Source organism: Thauera butanivorans (assembly GCF_048398245.1).
In the GTDB taxonomy this organism is placed as follows: domain Bacteria; phylum Pseudomonadota; class Gammaproteobacteria; order Burkholderiales; family Rhodocyclaceae; genus Thauera; species Thauera butanivorans.
The window spans coordinates 2939938-2958968 of sequence record NZ_CP183038.1 but is presented as its reverse complement, the minus strand read 5'-3'; the positions used below and the strand labels follow the sequence as shown (position 1 = coordinate 2958968).

Sequence of the window (19031 nt, the reverse complement as noted above, 5' to 3'; positions counted from 1 at the left end):
GCCTGTGCCGTCAGCGGTTGTTGCGCGCCATCATCACCAGGCGCTCGAACAGGTGCATGTCCTGCTCGTTCTTCAGCAGCGCGCCATGCAGCGGCGGCACCACGGTCTTGCCGTCCTGGCTGCGCAGGGCTTCGGGCGGGATGTCCTCGGCGACGAGCAGCTTGAGCCAGTCGATCAGCTCGGAGGTCGAGGGCTTCTTCTTCAGCCCGGGAACGTCGCGCAGGCCGAAGAAGACTTCCAGCGCCTCGCTCAGCAGCTGCTTGCGGAGGGCGGGGAAATGCACATCGACGATGCGCTGCATGGTGTCGCGGTCGGGGAAGCGGATGTAGTGGAAGAAGCAGCGGCGCAGGAAGGCGTCGGGCAGCTCCTTCTCGTTGTTCGAGGTGATGAAGACGATGGGGCGGTGGCGCGCACGCACGGTCTGGCGCGTCTCGTACACATGGAATTCCATGCGGTCGAGCTCGCGCAGCAGGTCGTTGGGGAATTCGATGTCGGCCTTGTCGATCTCGTCGATCAGCACCACGGTCTGCTGCTCGGCCTCGAAGGCCTGCCACAGCACGCCCTTGACGATGTAGTTGGCGATGTCCTTGACGCGGTCGTCGCCCAGCTGCGAGTCGCGCAGGCGCGACACCGCATCGTATTCGTACAAGCCCTGCTGGGCCTTGGTGGTGGACTTGATGTGCCACTGCAGCAGCGGCAGCCCGAGCGCGGCGGCGACTTCCTCTGCCAGCATGGTCTTGCCGGTGCCGGGCTCGCCCTTGATCAGCAGCGGCCGTTGCAGGCGGATGGCTGCATTGACCGCCAGCATCAGGTCGGGCGTGGCGACGTAATCGCGGGTACCTTCGAAGCGCAACGTGGACATGCGGGATTCCTCTGATTATTCCCTGGCGATTATAAGACTAGCGTTACGAAAAACCGGCGGCGCGTCCGCAGCTCCGGGGTGTGTTTCTCCCCCGGGCTGCGTTCCAGTCCTGCAGGCACCATGCAGGATTGGATGGGGACGGCCGGAAACGGCTTGTGCAGCACCCCGACGGAGGGCTCGACATGCGGAGACGATATCTGGTTTGCGGCCTGGCGTTCGCGCTCGGCGCCCTGCCTGCGGCGGCGGTCGAAGGCGATGCCGAGGCGGCCAAGGGCAAGATCTCCATGTGCATCGGCTGTCATGGCATCGACGGCTACCGCACCGCTTTCCCCACGGTATATCCGGTCCCCAAACTGGGCGGCCAGCATCCGGAATACATCATGGCCGCACTGCAGGTGTACAAGTCGGGCGACCGCAGCCATCCCACGATGCAGAGCATTGCCGGCGGCTTGTCGGAGCAGGACATGGCCGACCTCGCCGCCTATTACGGTGCGATGCCAGCGCAATCCGCAGCGGCGCCGGCACGGGTAAGCGGCAGCCCGCAGCGCGGCAAGGAGAAGGCGGAAGTCTGTGCCGCCTGCCACGGCCCCGACGGCAACAGCCCGCTGTCGACCTTCCCGCGCATCGGCGGGCAGCATCCCGAGTATCTGCTGCAGGCGCTGCTCGACTACAAGGCGGGCCGGCGCAAGGATCCGATCATGGCCGTGCAGGTCGAAGCCCTGTCGAAGCAGGACATGGCCGATCTCGCCGCCTGGTTCGGCGCCCAGCAGGGCCTGTATACGAAGCGCTGACGGCGCGGCGTGCCGGTGCTAGCATGCCGGCTCCATGCGTATCGAAGACCTTCGCGTCCGCCTGCGGGAACTGGGCGCCAAACCCTGCCACGAAGACCGCCTGATGCGGACCTGGCTGCAAGCCCTGCCGCTCGACGGCGGGCCGTGCCCGCCCGAACATTTCCTGCCGCTGGCCGTGCGCCAGGCGCTGCCGGACATCGCCGCCAGCCTGGAAAACCTGGCGCGCCTGCGTTCCCGGCATCCGGGCGAGGATGGTTCCTCGCGCCTGCTGGTCGAACTGGCCGACGGCCAGACGGTGGAAAGCGTGCTGCTGCCGCGCGACGGCCTGTGCGTGTCCACCCAGGTCGGCTGTGCGGTGGGCTGCGTGTTCTGCATGACCGGCAAGGACGGCCTGCTGCGCCAGCTCGGCAGCGCCGAGATCGTCGCCCAGGTGGCGCTGGCGCGCAGCCTGCGCCGGGTGCACAAGGTGGTGTTCATGGGCATGGGCGAGCCGGCCCACAACCTCGACAACGTCGTCGAGGCGATCGAGGCCCTGGGCACCGACGGCGCGATTCCGCACAAGAACCTGGTGTTCTCCACGGTCGGCGACCCCCGCGTGTTCGAGCGTCTGCCGCAGATGCGGGTGAAGCCCGCGCTCGCGCTGTCGCTGCACACCACCCGCGCCGACCTGCGTGCCAGCCTGCTGCCGCGCGCGCCGCGCATGGCGCCGGAAGAACTGGTCGAGCGCGGCGAAGCCTATGCGCGCGCCACCGGCTATCCGATCCAGTACCAATGGACGCTGATCGACGGTGTCAATGACGGCGCCGAGGAACTCGAAGGCATCGTCCGCCTGCTCGCCGGCAAGTACGCGGTGATGAACATGATTCCGTTCAATGCCGTGGAAGGGCTGGCCTACCAGCGGCCGAGCTGGGAGAAAGCCGCCGCCATCGCCCGCTGGCTGCACCAGCACCGCATCCTGACCAAGCTGCGGCGCTCGGCCGGGCAGGACGTGGATGCCGGCTGCGGACAACTGCGGGCGCGCGAGATCAAGATCGGCTTCGCCCAGCGAAGTGCGAAGCGGAAAGTCGAAGCATGACCCGGCTGAACGTCGAGCTGCCGCTGCCTGCAGGCTTTCGCACCGTGGATGTGCTCGCGTTTCACCGCCGCGATCCGCAGCAGATCGCCGAGCGCATCCTGGACGAGGGTCCGGAGACAGGGCTCGACAAAGCCTTCGTCTGGGCTGGACGTCCCGCCTGCATGGCATTTCGCTTCGACGGGGATGTCGCGGAAGGCGGGGCTCTCCAGAACGGTCATGTGCGGGTCGAGTGCGTCATCGACACCGTATCCGGCACCGAACGCGGAGCCATCGGAGAAGGCCTCGGGCAGGGCGATTTCGGCCAGGAAGCCTTCGAACGACTGGTGCGGCACATGCTCGGACTCGCTCAGCCGATCGAGGCCTTCGAGCACGCCCACACCACCCATCCGGAACTGGGGCCGCTGATCCGGCGCAATGCCGGCCTGCGCATTCCGCAGGTGGCGACGCCTTTCGAAGCCATCAGTTGGGCCATCCTCGGCCAGCAGATCAGCCTGGTTGCCGCGGTGGCGCTGCGCCGCAGGCTGATCCAGGCCGCCGACCGGCGCCATTCGTCCGGGCTGATCTGCTACCCGGACGCCGCCAGCCTGCTGCAGGTCGACGCCGCCGCGCTGCGCGCCGCCGGCTGCTCGCAGACCAAGGCCGCCGCGCTGCTGGGGCTTGCCCGCGCCGTGGCGGAGGAGGGGCTTCCGCTCGACGACTGGCTGCGGACCCTGCCGGTCGAGGATATCCGCAGCGGCCTGCTCGCCATTCGCGGCATCGGTCCGTGGACGATCAACTACGCCCTGCTGCGCGGCTTCGGCTGGCTCGACGCTTCGCTGCACGGCGACGTCGCGGTGCGGCGCGGATTGCGGCTGCTGCTCGGCAGGGCGGAGCCGGTCGGCGAGGCCGAAACGCGGCAATGGCTCGAAGCCTTCGCTCCGTGGCGTGCGCTGGTGGCGGCGCATTTGTGGACGGTGAAGGCGGAAGGCTGAAGCCGTCGACCATCTACGGCTATGCGTCCTGGTACCATGAACAAGCTCGCCCCTGCCATCGAGGCTGCGGTGAAGATTCCGCTGCTGCACATTGCCGATCCGATCGCGGCAGCGATCCGCAAGGCCGGCTTGTCCCGTATCGGCCTGCTCGGCACGCGCTTCACGATGGAGCAGGCCTTCTATCGCGGCCGCCTGGAGGAGCGCCATGGCATCGAAGTGCTCATCCCCGAGCAGAACGACATCGATGTCGTGCATCGCGTGATCTACGAGGAACTCTGCCTTGGCCGGGTTGAGGATGCCTCACGGAAGGCATACCAGGGCGTGATGGCACGTCTCGTCGAGCGCGGTGCACAAGGCATCATTCTGGGATGCACCGAGATTTCGATGCTGGTGGGTGCGCAGGACGCGGCCGTTCCGCTGTTCGACACCACGGCGATCCATGCGGGCGCAGCGGTGGCGGAAGCCTTGGATGATGCACGGATGGTGTCTTGACTGCCCCCTGCGCTGCGATGGGTGTTCGCTCAATGGCTGGCGAACACCGCAGTCTTGCCTTGGGCGTCGAAGCTCACCACATCATAGTGGTCGGCCGGGTAGGGGCCTTCCATGCCGGGCGAGCCGAGCGGCATGCCGGGTGCCGAGATGCCGGTGATGGCGGGTTTGTCGGTCAGCATGCGCTTGACGTCGGCGGCCGGCACGTGGCCTTCGACGACGTAGCCGCCGACTTGGGCCGTGTGGCAGGAACCCAGCGCGCGCGGCACGCCGGCCTGGCGCTTGACCTGGTCCATTTCCTGGGAGATGACTTCCTTCACCTTGAAGCCGTTTTCGCGCATGTGATCGGCCCATTTGCCGCAACAGCCGCAGTGCGGGTCCTTGAACATCGTGACTTCGTCGTCGGCCGCGGCAGCGGTGCCGATGGCGCCCAGGCCGAGCAGGACGGCGCCGAGCAGGGCGAGCAGGGAGGAACGGACGGGATTCATGTTGCAGCTCCTGTGTGGGAGGGGGGAACGCTGCCCGCCGCGGCGGCGCGCGGCAGCGTGAGGGTGAAACGGGTCTGGCCGTCGGCCGAGGCGGCGCGGATGTCGCCGCCGTGGGCGAGCACGATGGAGCGGGTGATCGCCAGCCCCAGGCCGGCGCCTTCGCCCTTGCGGGCGCGTTCGTCGCTGGCGCGGTGGAAGCGGTCGAAGATGCGCTCCAGCTGGTCGGACGGAATGGGGTCGCCGGGGTTGGATACGGACAAGGTGGCCATTCCATCGGCGGCTTCGTCCGCGTCGCGGATGTCGATGCCGATGGTGCTGCCGGCCGGCGTGTGGCGCAGGGCGTTGGACAGCAGGTTGGACAGCGCGCGCCGCAGCATCAGCCGGTCGCCGGTGACGCGCGCCTGGCCGGCCAGCGTGATCTTCACGCCGCGGTCCTCGGCCAGGGCTTCATAGAATTCGATCAGCGCGCGCGCCTCGTCGTCGAGCTGCACGGTCTCGACCGGGCGCGGCAGGCGGCCGTTCTCGGCCTGGGCGAGGAACAGCATGTCGCCGACCATGCGCGCGATGCGCTCGAATTCTTCGAGGTTCGACGCCAGCACTTCGCGGTAGGCCTCGCTGCTGCGCGCGCGTGATAGCGCCACTTCGGTCTGCGTCATCAGGTTGGAGATCGGCGTGCGCAGTTCGTGCGCGATGTCGGCGGAGAAGTCCGACAGCCGGGTGAAGGAGGTTTCGAGCCGCGCCAGCATGCCGTTGAAGGCGTCGACGAAGTCGCGCACCTCGGCCGGCGCGCCGGCTTCGTCCAGCCGCTGCGACAGGCCGTCGGCCGACAGCCGGCGGGCGGTCGTCGTCACCCGCCGCAGCGGCGCCAGGCCGCGGTGCGCGGCCAGCCAGCCGAGCAGCGCGGCCGCCAGCGCCGCGGCCGAGATGCCGAGCCACAGCCCGCGCCGCACTTCATCCAGGAAGTGCGCATGGTGCGAGATGTCCAGCGCCACCGCCACGCGCAGCGGCTCGCCGCCGGCGGCGTCCGGCGCCAGCCCGATCTCGCGGCCGATGAATTCCCGTCCGGCTTCGTGCCAGGTTTCGCCGCCTTCGTTCAGCGCCGTGCCTGCGCGCTGCGCGGCGGTGAATGCCTGGGGCTGGATCGCGTGCAGCATGCTGCCGTCGGTTGTCCGCAGCAGCAGGCCGACCATGTGCTGGCCGGCGAAGGCGGCGTCGAGGTGCTGCTCCGGTTCGGCGCCGGCTTCGCGCACCAGGTTGCCGACCAGGGTCAGCTTGGCCGCCAGCTCGTGCGCGTCGAGTTCGTCGAAATGGCGTTCGACCGCGCGCCCGAGCACGATGCCGACGACGATCAGCAGGCCGGCGGTGAGCAGCGCGAACAGCAGCGCGAGGCGGGCGGTCAGCGACAGCGGCATCGTTCAGCGCTCCGCCGCATCGCCGGCGTCGCCCGCGTCACAAACGTAGCCCATGCCGCGCACGGTGCGGATCAGCTTCGGCTCGAAGGCGTCGTCCACCTTGGCGCGCAGGCGGCGCACCGCGACTTCGACGACGTTGGTGTCGCTGTCGAAGTTCATGTCCCACACCTGCGAGGCGATCAGCGAGCGTGGCAGCACTTCGCCGCGGCGCCGCAGCAGCAGTTCGAGCAGGGCGAATTCCTTGGCGGTCAGGTCGATGCGCTGGCCGGCGCGCTGCGCGCGGCGGCGCAGCAGGTCGAGTTCGAGATCGGCGGCGCGCAGTATCTCGGGCTCCTTGCTGCGGCCGCGGCGCAGCAGCGTGCGCACGCGGGCGAGCAGTTCGGAGAAGGCGAAGGGCTTGACCAGGTAGTCGTCGGCGCCGAGTTCGAGCCCGCGCACGCGGTCTTCCACGCTGTCGCGCGCGGTCAGGAACAGCACCGGCATCTCGCGTCCGCCGCTGCGCAGCGTCTGCAGCACGCCCCAGCCGTCCAGCCCCGGCAGCATCACGTCGAGCACGATCAGGTCGTAGTCGCCGCTGAGCGCAAGGTGCAGGCCGTCCGGTCCGTTGCGGGCGAGGTCGACGACGAAGCCTGCTTCGGCCAAACCTTGGCGCAGGTAGTCGCCGGTCTTGGGTTCGTCTTCGACGATCAGGATCTTCATCGGGTCGGTGTTGCGCTGGGCTTGCGGTGTCGCTGGAACTGAGGCGCATTGTGCCCTGTGTGGCGCCGCGCGGGCCGCAGATTACAGAGATGTAATCCTGGCGTCAGTCTGTCGACGGCGGTGGCGGGGCACCATCGCTTCATCCCCCGCATTCCACACCGTCCAACGGAGAGACCGACATGGCCAAGGCGCTGCACCCTTCCGCACTTCATCCCTCCACGCTGCGCATTTCCCTGCTGGCGTCCGTGCTGATACTCGCCGCGCCCGCCGTCGCGCTGGCCCAGGCGGGGCACGACCACCACGGCGGCCACGGCGCGGCCGCCACCGCAACGCAGGCGGACGACCATTCCGAAGGCACGGTGCGCAAGGTGGATGCCGCCGCCGGCAGGATCACGATCGCCCACGGTCCTCTGCCGCGGCTGGATATGCAGCCGATGACGATGGTGTTCGGTGTCACCGATGCGGCGATGCTCGAAGGCGTGAAGGCAGGAGATCGTGTGCGCTTCATCGCCGACAAGGTCGACGGCAAGCTCGTCGTGATCGAGCTGGAGCCCTTGCGCTGAGTGTCCGCCATGTCCAGCTTCATCCCCGCCTCGATGCCGAAGCGGCAATGCACTCCTGCCGCCAATGGCTTGGCCTTTCTTGCGCCGGACTCTCGTGGCTCGTGCGAGCGGAGCCTGCAATGAGCCTGCCGGGACTGTCCCGCTCGATCGTCCGCGCCGGCTTGCGGGTCGGCGCCGTGGCCTGCGTGGCCGTGGCGGCATCGGTGCTGCCGGTGCCGTCGTCCGCCGCGGATGCCGGGGCGGGCGCCGAAGCCGTGCTGGGTGCGGAGCCGCGCGGGCTGATCGACCATGCGCGCGAGCACAGCCCGGCCTACGCGGCCGACCGCGCCGAGGCCGAGGCGGCGCAGGCGCGCATCGAGTCGGCCGGCGCCTTGCCGGACCCGCGCTTCGAACTCGAACTGATGGATTTCACCAACACCATGAACGGCCGTTCGGCCTCGCTGCTGCCGGAACGCGTCGGCGAGACGCGCTACCGCGTGGTGCAGCCGCTGCCGGGCTGGGGCAAGCGCGAACTCGACCGCCAGGCGGCCGAGGCGCGGGCGCGGCAGGCCGGCGCGCTGCGCGATGCCGGCTGGAGCGAGCGCGTGGCGGCGATCGAGGCGGCGTGGCTGCGCTACTACGCGGCCGACCGCGAGCTTGCGCTGGCGCGCGATGCCCTGGCGCTGATGCAGGAACTGGAAACCCTGGCGCTGGCCCGCTACCGGCTCGGCCTGCTGCCGCAGCAGGCGGTGCTGCGCGCGCAGCGCGAGATCACCGAGCAGCGCCTGCAGTTGCTGGCGCGGGAGCGCGCCCGCAGCGGCGCGGTGGCGGCGCTGAACGGCCTGCTGTCGCGCCGGCCCGATGCGCCGCTGGCGGTGCCGGCCGAACCCGGCCCGCTGCCGGACCTGCGCGATGCAGCCGAACGCTTCGAGCGCGCGCGCAGCCGCAACCCCGAGGTGATGGCCGCGGCGGAAGGCGTCGGCCTGGCCCATGCCGAGCGGGACCGCACCCGGCGCGAGCGCTTGCCGGACTTCGGCATCGGCCTCACCCACAACCGGCCCGACGATGGGCGTTCGTCCTGGGATCTGATGTTCGAGGTGACGATTCCCTTGCAGCAGGGCAGCCGGCGTGCCCGTGAATACGAAGCCGAGCGCATGCTCGCCGCCGCCCAGGCGCGGCGCGAAGCCACCGCCGACGAAGCCGCCGGCCGGCTGGGCGCGGCGTGGGCCGCCTATACCGGCGGACGGGATGGCCTGCGCCTGCTGCGCGACAGCCTGGTGCCGCAGGCCGCCGCCACGCGCGACGCGGCGCGCAGCGCGCTGGCCGGCGGGCAGGTGGATTTCGACAGCGTGCTCGAAGCCGAGCGGCAACTGATCGCGGTGCGCGAGCAAGTGCTGCAGGCCGAAATCGAAGCCCGCCTGGCCCTGAGCGAAATCGAGAAATTGTCGGGAGAAATCAAGTGAACAGGACGGGGTGGCTTGCCGCGCTGGTGTTGCTCGGCGCGCTGGCGGCAGGTGCCGGCTACTGGGCGGGGAGCCGCCAGGCGCCGCATGGCGGTGCCGTGGCGGAAGGCCCTGGGCAGACAGCCCACGGCAGTGGGGCGGCAGGGACGCAGGCGGCCGGCCAGGGGCGCCAGATCCTGTACTACCGCAACCCGATGGGCCTGCCGGACACTTCGCCGGTGCCCAAGAAGGATTCGATGGGCATGGACTACATCCCGGTCTATGCGGGCGAGGAACCGGGCGGCGAAGGCGTGGTGAAGGTCAGCCCGGCGCGGGTGCAGACGCTGGGGGTGAAGACCGCGGCGGTGGAGATGCGGCTGCTGGCCCAGCCGGTGCGCGCGAGCGGCCGTGTCGAGGTCGACGAGCGTGCGCAGGCGGTCGTCGCGCCGCGCTTCGACGGCTGGATCGAGCGCCTGCACGTCAGGGCCACCGGCGACGTGGTGCGCCGCGGCCAGCCGCTGTTCTCCGCCTACAGCCCGGAACTGCAGTCGGCGGGCGAGGAATTGCGCATCGCCGAGCGCCTGCGGCGCGAAAGCGCCGCCGACCCGCAGGCTGCCGAGGCCGCCGCGCGCCTGGCCGAGGCGACGCGGGCACGCCTGCGCAACCTGCAGGTGGCGGAGCAGACCGGTGCGCGCCAGACCCTGCACGCACCGATCAATGGCGTCGTGCTGGAAAAGACGGCGGTCGAGGGCGCGCGCTTCGCCGCCGGCGAGGCGCTGTTCCGCATCGCCGATCTGTCCAGGGTGTGGGTGATCGCCGACGTGTTCGAGCGCGATCTGGCGCAACTGCGGGTCGGCCAGCCTGCGCAACTCGTGTTCGATGCCTTCCCGGGGCGGAGCTTCGAGGCGCGGGTCGCCTATCTGTATCCGACGCTGGACACGGCCACGCGCAGCACGCAAGTGAGGCTGGAACTGGACAACTCCGACGGCGCGCTGCGGCCCGGCATGTTCGCCCGTGTCGAAGTCGTGACTGGCGGCGATGCACCACGCGTCGCCGTGCCGGCATCGGCCGTCATCGACGACGGCGACCGCCAGGTGGTGCTGGTCGCGCTCGGCGAAGGGCGCTTCGCGCCGCGGCCGGTGCGCCTGGGCACGCGCGGCGGCGATTTCGCCGAAGTGCTCGACGGCGTGCGGGAGGGCGAGCGGGTGGTGGTCTCCGCCAGCTTCCTGATCGATTCCGAGAGCCAGTTGCGCGCGGCGCTGTCGAATCTCGCCGATGCCGGGGAGGGCGACGCCGGTGCGCCGCCTGCCTACGATGCCGAAGGCAGCTTCGAGGACTTCGACGCCGAAACCGGCAGCGCCATGCTGAGCCACGGCGAGATTCCGGCGCTGAAGTGGCCGTCGATGACGATGGAGTTCGGCCTCGAATCGCCCGATCTCGTGCATGGCCTGGCGCCGGGCACGCCGATCCGCTTCCGTTTCGAGGCGCGCGGGCCGGGCGAGTATGTCGTCACTCGCATCGAGACGCTTGGCACCGCGCCGGCGCCGGGCGCGGCGGAGCATCGCCATGACTGATTCGGCGCGGGAGCCCGCCGCCGGCCGTGCGGGAGCCGGCGACTACATGGAAGGTAGCCGGGCGGAGGGCGGCCTGCTGGGCGGGCTGATCGAGGCTTCGGCGCGCAACGTCTTCCTGGTGCTGCTGGCGACGCTGTTCCTGATCGGCGGCGGGCTGTACGCGATCAAGCACACGCCGCTCGACGCCTTGCCCGACCTGTCCGACGTGCAGGTCATCGTCTATACCGACTTCCCCGGACAGGCGCCGCAGGTGGTGGAAGACCAGGTCACCTATCCGCTCACCACCTCGCTGCTGGCGGTGCCGCGCGCGCGGGTGGTGCGCGGCTTCTCGATGTTCGGCGCGTCCTACGTCTATGTGATCTTCGAGGACGGCACCGACATCTACTGGGCGCGCTCGCGGGTGCTGGAATACCTCAGTACCGCGGCGGCGCGACTGCCGCAGGGCGTGGCGCCGCAGATCGGGCCGGACGCGACCGGCGTGGGTTGGGTCTACCAGTACGCCGTCACCGGCCGCGACATGTCGCTGGCCGACACGCGCAGCCTGCAGGACTGGTATCTGCGCTACCAGTTGACCCAGGCCGAGGGCGTGGCCGAGGTGGCGAGCGTCGGCGGCTTCGTGCGCGAATACCAGGTCACGGTCGACCCGTTCCGGCTGGCGGGCTACGGCATCGCCCTCGACGACGTGACGCGCGCGATCCGCGAGTCGAACCGGGACGTGGGCGGGCGCGTCATCGAGCTGGCCGAGAAGGAATACATGGTGCGCGGGCGCGGCTATCTGCGCGGCGCCGAGGACATCGGCGGCATCGTGCTGAAGATCGAGAACGGCACGCCGGTGCGCATCGCCGACGTCGGCCGCGTTGAGCAGGTGCCGGCCGAGCGGCGCGGCCTGGCGGAGCTGAACGGCGAAGGCGAAGTGGCGTCCGGCATCGTCATGGCGCGCTTCGGCGAGAACGCGCTGGACGTGATCGGCGCGGTCAAGGCCAAGCTGGCCCAGATCGCCCCCGGCCTGCCGGAAGGGGCGGAGGTGGTGCCGGTGTACGACCGCTCGACGCTGATCGGGCGCGCGATCGACAACCTGACGTGGACGCTGCTGGAAGAAAGCCTGATCGTCGCCGCGGTGTGCATCGTCTTCCTGCTGCACGTGCGCAGCGCGCTGGTGGCGATCGTGACGCTGCCGCTGGGCATCCTGGTGGCCTTCATCGGCATGCAGGCGCTGGGCATCGGCTCCAACATCATGAGCCTGGGCGGCATCGCGATCGCCATCGGCGCGATGGTCGATGCCTCCGTCGTCATGATCGAGAACGCGCACAAGCGCCTGGAGACGCTGGGCGCGGACGCCAGCGGAGCCGAACGGCGGGCGACGCTGATCGGCGCCTGCCGCGAAGTGGGGCCGGCGCTGTTCTTTTCGCTGCTGATCATCACCGTCTCCTTCCTGCCGGTGTTCACGCTCGAAGGCCAGGAGGGGCGGCTGTTCGCGCCGCTGGCGTGGACCAAGACGCTGGCGATGGCCGGCGCCGCGGTGCTGTCGGTGACGCTGGTGCCGGTGCTGATGCTGCTCTTCGTGCGCGGCCGCATCGTGCCCGAGCACCGCAACCCGATCAACCGCGCGCTGGGGGCGGCCTACCGGCCGCTGATCGCGCTGGTGATGCGCTTCAGGCTGACGACCCTGGTGCTTGCGCTGCTTGCGCTGGGGCTGACGCTGATCCCCGCGCGTCAGATCGGCAGCGAGTTCATGCCGACGCTGAACGAAGGCGCCATCTTCTACATGCCGGCGGCGCTGCCCGGCATGTCGGTGACCGAGGCCGGGCGCCTGCTCGCCACCACCAACCGCATCATCAAGACCTTTCCCGAAGTCGAGTCGGTGTACGGCAAGGCCGGCCGCGCCAACACCGCGACCGACCCGGCGCCGCTGGAAATGTTCGAGACCGTGATCAACCTCAAGCCCGAAGCCGAATGGCGCCCGGGCATGACGGTGGACGCGCTGATCGCCGAGATGGACGCGGCGCTGAAATTCCCCGGCCTGGCCAATTCATGGACGATGCCGATCAAGGCCCGCATCGACATGCTGTCCACCGGCATCCGCACGCCGGTCGGTGTGAAGGTGTTCGGCACCGACCTGGAAACCCTGGAGCGGGTGGCGAAGGAGGTCGAGGCGGCGGTGCGCGCGCTGCCCGGCACCAGCAGCGCCTACGCCGAGCGCGTCGCTGGCGGCTACTACGTCGACATCGAGCCGCGCCGCGATCAGCTGGCACGCCACGGCCTGACCATCGACCGCCTGCAGGAGACACTCGCCACCGCGCTCGGCGGCGAGCGCGTGACGACGACGGTGGAAGGGCTGGAGCGCTACGACGTCAGCGTGCGCTACCCGCGCGCGCTGCGCGACGACCCGCAGCGTGTCGCCGCCAGCGTGCTGGTGCCGACCGCCAGCGGCGCGGTGCCGCTGGGCCAGCTTGCCGACGTGCGCATCGTGCGCGGCGCGGCCTCGGTGCGTACCGAGAACGCGATGCTGGCCGCCTACGTGTATGTGGACACGCGCGAGACCGACCTCGGCGCCTTCGTCGCCCGCGCCCGGCAGGCGGTGGCCGGGCAGGTGCAGTTCCCGCCGGGCTACTACGCTACCTGGAGCGGCCAGTTCGAGAACATGGAGCGTGCCGGCGAACGGCTCGCCATCGTCGGCCCGCTGACGCTGGCGCTGATCTTCGTGCTGCTGTACCTGAACTTCCGCCGCCTGGCCGAGACGCTGATCGTGATGCTGTCGGTGCCTTTCGCGCTGATCGGCGGCGTGTGGCTGATGTGGTGGCTGGACTACCAGATGAGCGTCGCGGTGGCGGTCGGCTTCATCGCGCTGGCCGGCGTCGCCGCCGAAACCGGCGTGATCATGCTGATCTATCTCGACCAGGCATGGAAGCGAGTGCTTGCCGCCTGCGCCGCGGAGGGGCGATCGCCCACTGCCGCCGAACTGCATGCGGCGGTGATGGAAGGCGCGGCCGGCCGCGTGCGGCCGAAGATGATGACGGTGCTGACCATCGTCGTCGGCCTGCTGCCGGTGATGTGGGGCACCGGGGTGGGCAGCGAGGTCATGCGCCGGATCGCCGCGCCGATGGTGGGGGGCATGGTGTCGTCGACGGTGCTGACGCTGGCGGTGATTCCGGTGCTGTTCGTGCTGGCGAAGCAGCGGGAGTTGCGGCGGGCGGAGGGCGGACAGGCGGCGCGGGTCTGAGCTTGGTGGTTGCCTCCGTGGCGAACATCAAACAGACGATCCCTTGGGGAGGCCGCTGTTCGGCCTCAGCTGTCACTGGTCTGATCGGTGAAGTCAGGCAGTAATGTGTTGCTCACAGCCTCTGAGCTTGCTGTCGATCGCGAGGTTGAACATGGCGAGGTCACGCATCGCGTGCGCGTTTTGCAGATGGATACGGATGGCCCAGATGTCTTTGGGCTTGAGCGGCGCCTTCTGGCCAACCAGCTTTCCCTTGTTCCAGGCTCTACGTCGGCGGATTGCAACGCATGGCGCTTACCGCGCGTCCTCAGTGTCTTGGCCAGCTCCAGATCGCGGGAACATCCCGGGCGTGGTGGAGGACGCGCGCAACGGTGATCCCATCGCCCTCAACGAAATAAAACAGGATGTAGGGCGTTGACGTCGGCCAACTGCGCAGGCCGACCGCCAGTTCGTCCCGAGCCCGGCCCATTTTTGGCTGCAAGAGCAGTGTTCGCGAATCGTTTCGGATCTGATCGAGTAGCCGGTCGGCGGACTCGACGCTGTCCTCGGCGATGAACAGCCAAGCCTCAAGCAAATCGTTTTCCGCACTGGCGGAATGTCGAACCTTGCTCACGCCGTCGCTACGCCGGCCGCCGAGCTGCCAGTGTTGCCCGGCCGCGTTGCTTGATTTCGTTGATGTCGAGCTCGCGCACCCGGCCCGCCTCGATGTCGGCGACGCCTTGGGCGATGTCGGCTTTCAGGCTGGCCAGGTTCGCCGCCTGCACGCCCTGGTAGGCCTCGAACAATCGCAATGCTTCGCGGATGACTTCACTCGCAGAGCTATAGAGGCCAGATTCGACGTGCTGGCGCACCCGGTTTTCCAGCTCTGGTGGTAAAGAGACGTTGAGGGACATGGCGTACTCCAGGCAATGTCAAGTAATGGCATAGTTTGCCACTAAACCGACTGCCTGTGTGCTTGGCAGCGCGTTCGCGCCGCCTCGACGATCCACGCTTTGTTGGGCTAGCCGGTGCGCTGTGCGTACGAACATGTACCGAAGCCCTTCCAGCGCAGAAGTCCCAGTTCGCGGGATGGCAAGTGAGCGACAGATTTCTGCCGCATTGCGGCTGCACTGGCAGCGGCTGGCGAATGGCAGCTGAGGTCGAGAACCTGTCGCATGACATTTACCCAGCCTCGGCCTCATTATTTCTCTTCAGCAGATTTCACCTTTTTCGTCGGGTGACTGAGTCATCGGTTTATGCAGCCCTCGTCGGCCGCTGGCTCCGACGAGGGCTATTGAACCCTCACCCCAGCGAATCGAGCGCCCGCTCCAGATTACCCACCGCGCGGTCGATGTCGCCCAGCTTGTCGAGGCCGAACAGGCCGATGCGGAAGGTCTTGAAATCCGCCGGTTCATCGCATTGCAGCGGCACGCCGGCGGCGGTCTGCAGGCCGGCGGCGATGAACTTGGCGCCGCTCTTGATGCCGTCGTCCTCGGTGTAGCTGACGACCACGCCCGGGGCCTGGAAGCCTTCGGCGGCGACGCTGCGGATGCCGCGCGATTGCAGCAGTGCGCGCACGCGGCGGCCCAGTTCCCATTGTGCGTCCCTGGCCTTGTCGAAGCCGAAGGCTTCGGTTTCCTTCATCCTGTCGCGCATGGCGGCGAGCGCGTCGGTCGGCAGCGTGGCGTGGTAGGCGTGGCCGCCGGCTTCGTAGGCTTCCATGATCTGCAGCCACTTCTTCAGGTCGGCGGCGAAGCTGGTGCTGGTGGTGGCGTCGATGCGCTCGCGCGCGGTGGCGTTGAGCATCACCATTGCCGCGCAGGGCGAACTGCTCCAGCCCTTTTGCGGTGCGCTGATCAGGATGTCGACGCCGCAGGCCTGCATATCCACCCACACGGCGCCGGAGGCGATGCTGTCGAGCACGAACAGGCCGCCGTGTTCATGTACCGCGTCGGCCACTGCGCGCAGGTAGTCGTCGGGCAGGATCATGCCGGCGGCGGTTTCGACGTGCGGCGCGAAGACCAGGTCGGGGCGGTGCTGGCGGATGGCGGCGACGACTTCGTCGATCGGCGCGGGGGCGAAGGGGGCCTGCGAGCCGGTGCCGATCTGGCGGGCCTTGAGGACGATCGATTCGGACGGGATGCCGCCCATTTCGAAGATCTGCGTCCAGCGGAAGCTGAACCAGCCGTTGCGGATCACCAGCGTCTTCTTGCCGGTGGCGAACTGGCGTGCCACGGCCTCCATGCCGAACGAGCCGCCGCCGGGCACGAGCGCGACCGAGCTGGCGTTGTAGACCTTCTTCAGCGTCGCCGAGATGTCGCGCATCACGCCCTGGAAGGCCTTGGACATGTGGTTCAGCGAACGATCGGTGAACACCACCGAGTATTCGAGCAGGCCATCGGGGTCGACGTCGGGCAGCAGTCCGGGCATTGTCATCTCCATTCGTGTGCGGGGGCGCCGGGTGTCTCCACCGGGCGGGCTGCAGGCGGTGCGCCTGCGGGAAACGACCGATTGTAGCCGAATGCGCGTGAGGGCTCAGAGGGAGGCGTCGTGCAGATGGCAGGCGGCACGATGGCCGGGGGCGGTCTCGCGCAGCACGGGGCGTTCCTCGCGGCAGCGGGCGAAGGCGTGCGGGCAGCGCGGGTGGAAATGGCAGCCGGAGGGCGGCGACAGCGGCGAGGGCAGTTCGCCGCGGATGGCGACGAAGCGTTTCTTCCCGGCCTTCAGCGTCGGCGCATCGGCGATCAGGGCCTGGGTGTAGGGGTGGGCCGGCGCGGTGAACAGTTCGTCCGCCGGGGCGCTTTCGACGATGCGGCCGAGGTACAGGATGGCGACGCGTTCGCACAGGTGGCGCACCACGCCGAGGTCGTGGCTGATGAACAGATAGGTCAGGCCGAGGCGGTCGCGCAGTTCGCCGAACAGGTTCAGCACCTGGGCCTGCACCGACACGTCCAGCGCCGCCACCGGCTCGTCGCAGATCAGCAGTTCGGGCTTCACCGCCAGCGCGCGGGCGATGCCGATGCGGGCGCGCTGGCCGCCCGAGAACTGGTGCGGAAAGCGGCTCGCGGCGCCGGGGTCGAGGCCGACCCGGCGCAGCAGGCCGGCGACGTAGTCCGCCTGTTCGTGGCGGGCGATCAGCCCGTGGGTGCGCGGCGCTTCGGCGATCAGTTCGGCCACCCTCATGCGCGGGTTCAGCGACGCGGACGGGTCCTGGAAGACCATCTGGATGCCGTGGGCGGCCATCGGCGCGGCCGCGATTTCCTCGCCATGCCACAGGCGGCGGCCCTGATCCGGCCGCAGCAGGCCGGCGGCGACGCGGCCGAGGGTGGATTTGCCACTGCCGGATTCGCCGACCAGGCCGAGCACTTCGCCGGCAGTGATTTCCACGTCGACGCCGTCCAGCGCGTGCACCCGCGCGGGCGGCGGCAGCCAGCCCAGGCGCATGCCGAGCCGTTCGAGCCAGTCCGGCCGCGGGCCGAAGTGCTTGTGGATGCCATGCAGGGCGAGCAGCGGCGGGGTGTTCATGGCCGTGCTCCGATGTCTGCGGCGGGGGCGGTCAGCGATGCGCCGGGCGGCAGCGGATGCCAGCACAGCACTTCTTGCCCGGCCGCCGTGGCAACGCGCGGCGGCGTCTGCATGCAGCGTTCGTCGGCGCGCGGGCAGCGCGGATGGAAGGCACAGCCAACCGGCAGCGCCGACAGCGGCGGCGCGCTGCCGGGAATCTGGCGTAGCGGCTCGCCGCGCCGGTGGCCGCGCGCCAGCGCGGCGGCGGGCGTGGCGTCGAGCAGGCCGCGGGTGTAGGGGTGGGCAGGGCGTTCCAGCACCTGCGCGGTGCTGCCCTGCTCGACGATGCGGCCGGCGTACATCACGCAGACGCGGTCGGCCAGCCCGGCCACGACCGACAGGTCGTGGGTGATCCAGATCAGCCCGGTGCCGGCTTCGCGGCACAGGGTCTGCATTTCGTACAGGATCTGCGCCTGGATGGTGACGTCGAGCGCGGTGGTGGGTTCGTCGGCGATGATCAGGTCGGGCTGGTTGAGCAGTGCGATGGCGATCGCCACGCGCTGGCGCATGCCGCCGGAGAGCTGGTGCGGGTAGCTGCGCAGGCGCTCGGTGGCGGCCGGGATGCCGACGCGTTCAAGGGCGTCGAGCGCGCGCGCCAGCGCCTCGGCGCGGCCGACGCGGCGGTGCGCGAGCACGGTCTCGACCATCTGGGTGTCGATGCGCAGCACCGGGTTCAGCGTCAGCATCGGGTCCTGGAAGATCATCGCGATGCGGTCGCCGCGCAGCGCGCGCCAGGCTTTCGGCGGCAGGCCGCGCAGCTCGCGGCCGTGCAGGCGCACCGAGCCGCCGGCGACGTAGCCGGGCGGGTCGACCAGGTCGATCAGCGAGTAGCCGGTCATCGACTTGCCGCAGCCGGATTCGCCGACCAGCCCGAGCACCTCGCCCGCCGCCAGTTCGAAGCCGACGTCGTCGACCGCGGTCACTTCGCCGCCGCGGCTGCGGAAGCGGGTGCTGAGGTGTTCGACGCGCAGCAGCGGCTCGGTGCCGCCGGCGGTGGAGGGCGGGATCGGCGTCATTGCGATTGCAGGCGCGGGTTGAGGATTTCGCGCAGGCGGTCGGCGACCAGGTTGAGCGCGACGATGGCGAGCAGCAGCGCCACGCCGGGGAACACGCTCATCCAGTAGCGGCCGGAATACAGGTACTGGAAGCCGTTGGCGATCAGCAGGCCGAGCGAAGGTTCGGTGACCGGCAGGCCGAGGCCGAGGAAGGACAGCGTGGCTTCCAGCGCGATCGCCGCCGCCACTTGCAGCGCGGCGACGACGATGAGCGGCGGCAGGCAGTTGGGCAGCAGGTGGCGGAACAGGATGCGCGGCGTGGACAGCCCCAGCAGGCGGGCCGCCTCGATGTATTCCCGCCGGCCTTCGACCAGTGCCGCGCCGCGCGTGGTACGGGCGTAGTAGGCCCATTGCGAGGCCACCAGGGCGATGACGATCTTGTCCGTGCCCTGGCCGAACAGCGCCAGCAGGATCATCGCGGTGAGGATCGCCGGGAAGGACATCTGGATGTCCACCGCGCGCATCACGAAGGCATCCAGCCGCCCGCCGGCGTAGCCCGCCACCAGCCCGAGCGACATGCCCAGCGCCAGCGCCAGCAGCGTGGCGCTGAAGCCGACCGCGACGCTGATGCGCAGGCCGTAGAGGATGGCCGACAGCATGTCGCGGCCCTGGCCGTCGGTGCCGAGCAGGTAGTGCAGGCTGCCGTCGGCGCTGGCGCTGCCCGGCGGCAGGCGCGAGTCCATGATGTCGAGCTGCGACAGGTCGTAGGGGTCCTGCGGCGCGATCCAGGGCGCGGCCAGCGCCGCGGCGACGATCACCATCAGCAGCGCCAGCCCGGCGAGCGCGAGCGGGCTGTCGGCGTAGGCGCGGGCCAGCGCGCGCCAGCCGCCGGCGGCCGGGGTGAAGGCAGCAGCGGCAGCCGTCATCGCGC

18 protein-coding genes are annotated in these 19031 nt (G+C 69.7%); 8 read left to right on the top strand and 10 right to left on the bottom strand.

The window, feature by feature from the left end; translation table 11 throughout:
- Positions 1 to 10: 10 nt before the first annotated feature.
- Positions 11 to 862: an AAA family ATPase gene (locus tag ACNQFN_RS14315; protein ID WP_418646820.1), complete on the bottom strand. Its 852-nt coding sequence runs from the start codon at positions 860 to 862 to the stop codon at positions 11 to 13.
- Between the two features lie 182 nt (positions 863 to 1044).
- Between ACNQFN_RS14315 and ACNQFN_RS14310 the strand changes: the two genes are divergently transcribed.
- Genes ACNQFN_RS14310 through ACNQFN_RS14295 form a run of 4 tightly spaced genes read left to right on the top strand, consistent with a single transcriptional unit; the run spans position 1045 to position 4191 of the window.
- Positions 1045 to 1653, top strand: coding sequence for a c-type cytochrome (locus ACNQFN_RS14310; RefSeq protein ID WP_418646819.1), 609 nt, complete (start codon positions 1045 to 1047; stop codon positions 1651 to 1653).
- 34 nt (positions 1654 to 1687) lie between these two features.
- The gene (locus tag ACNQFN_RS14305; RefSeq protein ID WP_068636351.1) at positions 1688 to 2728 is read left to right on the top strand and encodes an RNA methyltransferase; all 1041 of its coding nucleotides are present in this window, start codon (positions 1688 to 1690) and stop codon (positions 2726 to 2728) included.
- Positions 2725 to 3699 (top strand): DNA-3-methyladenine glycosylase 2, encoded by a 975-nt coding sequence (locus tag ACNQFN_RS14300; RefSeq protein WP_068636350.1) that lies wholly within the window; start codon positions 2725 to 2727, stop codon positions 3697 to 3699. Before ACNQFN_RS14305 ends, ACNQFN_RS14300 begins: the two co-directional genes overlap by 4 nt.
- Positions 3700 to 3720: 21 nt before the next feature.
- Positions 3721 to 4191, top strand: coding sequence for an aspartate/glutamate racemase family protein (locus ACNQFN_RS14295; RefSeq protein ID WP_418646818.1), 471 nt, complete (start codon positions 3721 to 3723; stop codon positions 4189 to 4191).
- Positions 4192 to 4220: 29 nt separating this feature from the next.
- Here ACNQFN_RS14295 and ACNQFN_RS14290 read toward each other — a convergent pair whose 3' ends face one another.
- Genes ACNQFN_RS14290 through ACNQFN_RS14280 form a run of 3 tightly spaced genes read right to left on the bottom strand, consistent with a single transcriptional unit; the run spans position 4221 to position 6787 of the window.
- Positions 4221 to 4676, bottom strand: coding sequence for a DUF411 domain-containing protein (locus tag ACNQFN_RS14290; protein WP_418646817.1), 456 nt, complete (start codon positions 4674 to 4676; stop codon positions 4221 to 4223).
- The gene (locus ACNQFN_RS14285; RefSeq protein ID WP_418646816.1) at positions 4673 to 6088 is read right to left on the bottom strand and encodes a heavy metal sensor histidine kinase; all 1416 of its coding nucleotides are present in this window, start codon (positions 6086 to 6088) and stop codon (positions 4673 to 4675) included. Before ACNQFN_RS14285 ends, ACNQFN_RS14290 begins: the two co-directional genes overlap by 4 nt.
- A 3-nt stretch (positions 6089 to 6091) precedes the next feature.
- Positions 6092 to 6787: a heavy metal response regulator transcription factor gene (locus tag ACNQFN_RS14280; protein WP_068636347.1), complete on the bottom strand. Its 696-nt coding sequence runs from the start codon at positions 6785 to 6787 to the stop codon at positions 6092 to 6094.
- A 179-nt stretch (positions 6788 to 6966) separates the two neighbouring features.
- Here ACNQFN_RS14280 and ACNQFN_RS14275 point away from each other — a divergent pair, with 179 nt between their 5' ends.
- The 4 genes from ACNQFN_RS14275 (at position 6967) to ACNQFN_RS14260 (ending at position 13565) form a co-directional block, all read left to right on the top strand.
- Positions 6967 to 7350: a copper-binding protein gene (locus ACNQFN_RS14275; RefSeq protein ID WP_068636346.1), complete on the top strand. Its 384-nt coding sequence runs from the start codon at positions 6967 to 6969 to the stop codon at positions 7348 to 7350.
- 119 nt (positions 7351 to 7469) lie between these two features.
- Positions 7470 to 8792, top strand: coding sequence for a TolC family protein (locus tag ACNQFN_RS14270; RefSeq protein ID WP_083953533.1), 1323 nt, complete (start codon positions 7470 to 7472; stop codon positions 8790 to 8792).
- Entirely contained in the window at positions 8789 to 10345 is a 1557-nt protein-coding gene (locus ACNQFN_RS14265) for an efflux RND transporter periplasmic adaptor subunit (RefSeq protein ID WP_418646815.1), read from the top strand. The genes ACNQFN_RS14270 and ACNQFN_RS14265 overlap by 4 nt, the downstream gene beginning before the upstream one ends.
- Positions 10338 to 13565, top strand: coding sequence for an efflux RND transporter permease subunit (locus ACNQFN_RS14260; protein ID WP_418646814.1), 3228 nt, complete (start codon positions 10338 to 10340; stop codon positions 13563 to 13565). Before ACNQFN_RS14265 ends, ACNQFN_RS14260 begins: the two co-directional genes overlap by 8 nt.
- Positions 13566 to 13869: 304 nt before the next feature.
- On the opposite strand, the gene ACNQFN_RS14255 is transcribed toward ACNQFN_RS14260, so the two are convergent.
- From ACNQFN_RS14255 to ACNQFN_RS14230, 6 genes are all read right to left on the bottom strand, one after another.
- A complete protein-coding gene (locus tag ACNQFN_RS14255) occupies positions 13870 to 14175 on the bottom strand; it encodes a type II toxin-antitoxin system RelE/ParE family toxin (protein ID WP_068636344.1) in 306 nt (101 codons plus the stop codon).
- A gap of 7 nt (positions 14176 to 14182) precedes the next feature.
- Positions 14183 to 14455 (bottom strand): type II toxin-antitoxin system ParD family antitoxin, encoded by a 273-nt coding sequence (locus ACNQFN_RS14250; RefSeq protein WP_040828871.1) that lies wholly within the window; start codon positions 14453 to 14455, stop codon positions 14183 to 14185.
- 388 nt (positions 14456 to 14843) lie between these two features.
- Positions 14844 to 15971: an aminotransferase class V-fold PLP-dependent enzyme gene (locus ACNQFN_RS14245; protein WP_068636343.1), complete on the bottom strand. Its 1128-nt coding sequence runs from the start codon at positions 15969 to 15971 to the stop codon at positions 14844 to 14846.
- A 105-nt stretch (positions 15972 to 16076) separates the two neighbouring features.
- Positions 16077 to 17066 (bottom strand): ABC transporter ATP-binding protein, encoded by a 990-nt coding sequence (locus tag ACNQFN_RS14240; RefSeq protein WP_418646813.1) that lies wholly within the window; start codon positions 17064 to 17066, stop codon positions 16077 to 16079.
- Positions 17063 to 18121: an ABC transporter ATP-binding protein gene (locus ACNQFN_RS14235; RefSeq protein ID WP_068636341.1), complete on the bottom strand. Its 1059-nt coding sequence runs from the start codon at positions 18119 to 18121 to the stop codon at positions 17063 to 17065. Before ACNQFN_RS14235 ends, ACNQFN_RS14240 begins: the two co-directional genes overlap by 4 nt.
- Positions 18118 to 19026 carry an ABC transporter permease gene (locus ACNQFN_RS14230; RefSeq protein ID WP_068636340.1) on the bottom strand — a complete coding sequence of 303 codons (909 nt, stop codon included), beginning with the start codon at positions 19024 to 19026 and terminating at the stop codon, positions 18118 to 18120. The genes ACNQFN_RS14235 and ACNQFN_RS14230 overlap by 4 nt, the downstream gene beginning before the upstream one ends.
- Positions 19027 to 19031: the final 5 nt, after the last annotated feature.

Excerpts from the sequence above, each read along its gene's own strand:
- ACNQFN_RS14260 (WP_418646814.1), top strand. The coding sequence starts at position 10,338 with ATGACTGATTCGGCGCGGGAGCCCGCCGCCGGCCGTGCGGGAGCCGGC.
- ACNQFN_RS14285 (WP_418646816.1), bottom strand. The coding sequence starts at position 6,088 with ATGCCGCTGTCGCTGACCGCCCGCCTCGCGCTGCTGTTCGCGCTGCTC.
- ACNQFN_RS14290 (WP_418646817.1), bottom strand. The coding sequence starts at position 4,676 with ATGAATCCCGTCCGTTCCTCCCTGCTCGCCCTGCTCGGCGCCGTCCTG.
- ACNQFN_RS14295 (WP_418646818.1), top strand. The coding sequence starts at position 3,721 with ATGCGTCCTGGTACCATGAACAAGCTCGCCCCTGCCATCGAGGCTGCG.
- ACNQFN_RS14245 (WP_068636343.1), bottom strand. The coding sequence starts at position 15,971 with ATGCCCGGACTGCTGCCCGACGTCGACCCCGATGGCCTGCTCGAATAC.
- ACNQFN_RS14315 (WP_418646820.1), bottom strand. The coding sequence starts at position 862 with ATGTCCACGTTGCGCTTCGAAGGTACCCGCGATTACGTCGCCACGCCC.
- ACNQFN_RS14275 (WP_068636346.1), top strand. The coding sequence starts at position 6,967 with ATGGCCAAGGCGCTGCACCCTTCCGCACTTCATCCCTCCACGCTGCGC.
- ACNQFN_RS14250 (WP_040828871.1), bottom strand. The coding sequence starts at position 14,455 with ATGTCCCTCAACGTCTCTTTACCACCAGAGCTGGAAAACCGGGTGCGC.
- ACNQFN_RS14270 (WP_083953533.1), top strand. The coding sequence starts at position 7,470 with ATGAGCCTGCCGGGACTGTCCCGCTCGATCGTCCGCGCCGGCTTGCGG.
- ACNQFN_RS14280 (WP_068636347.1), bottom strand. The coding sequence starts at position 6,787 with ATGAAGATCCTGATCGTCGAAGACGAACCCAAGACCGGCGACTACCTG.
- ACNQFN_RS14230 (WP_068636340.1), bottom strand. The coding sequence starts at position 19,026 with ATGACGGCTGCCGCTGCTGCCTTCACCCCGGCCGCCGGCGGCTGGCGC.
- ACNQFN_RS14235 (WP_068636341.1), bottom strand. The coding sequence starts at position 18,121 with ATGACGCCGATCCCGCCCTCCACCGCCGGCGGCACCGAGCCGCTGCTG.
- ACNQFN_RS14310 (WP_418646819.1), top strand. The coding sequence starts at position 1,045 with ATGCGGAGACGATATCTGGTTTGCGGCCTGGCGTTCGCGCTCGGCGCC.
- ACNQFN_RS14240 (WP_418646813.1), bottom strand. The coding sequence starts at position 17,066 with ATGAACACCCCGCCGCTGCTCGCCCTGCATGGCATCCACAAGCACTTC.
- ACNQFN_RS14300 (WP_068636350.1), top strand. The coding sequence starts at position 2,725 with ATGACCCGGCTGAACGTCGAGCTGCCGCTGCCTGCAGGCTTTCGCACC.
- ACNQFN_RS14305 (WP_068636351.1), top strand. The coding sequence starts at position 1,688 with ATGCGTATCGAAGACCTTCGCGTCCGCCTGCGGGAACTGGGCGCCAAA.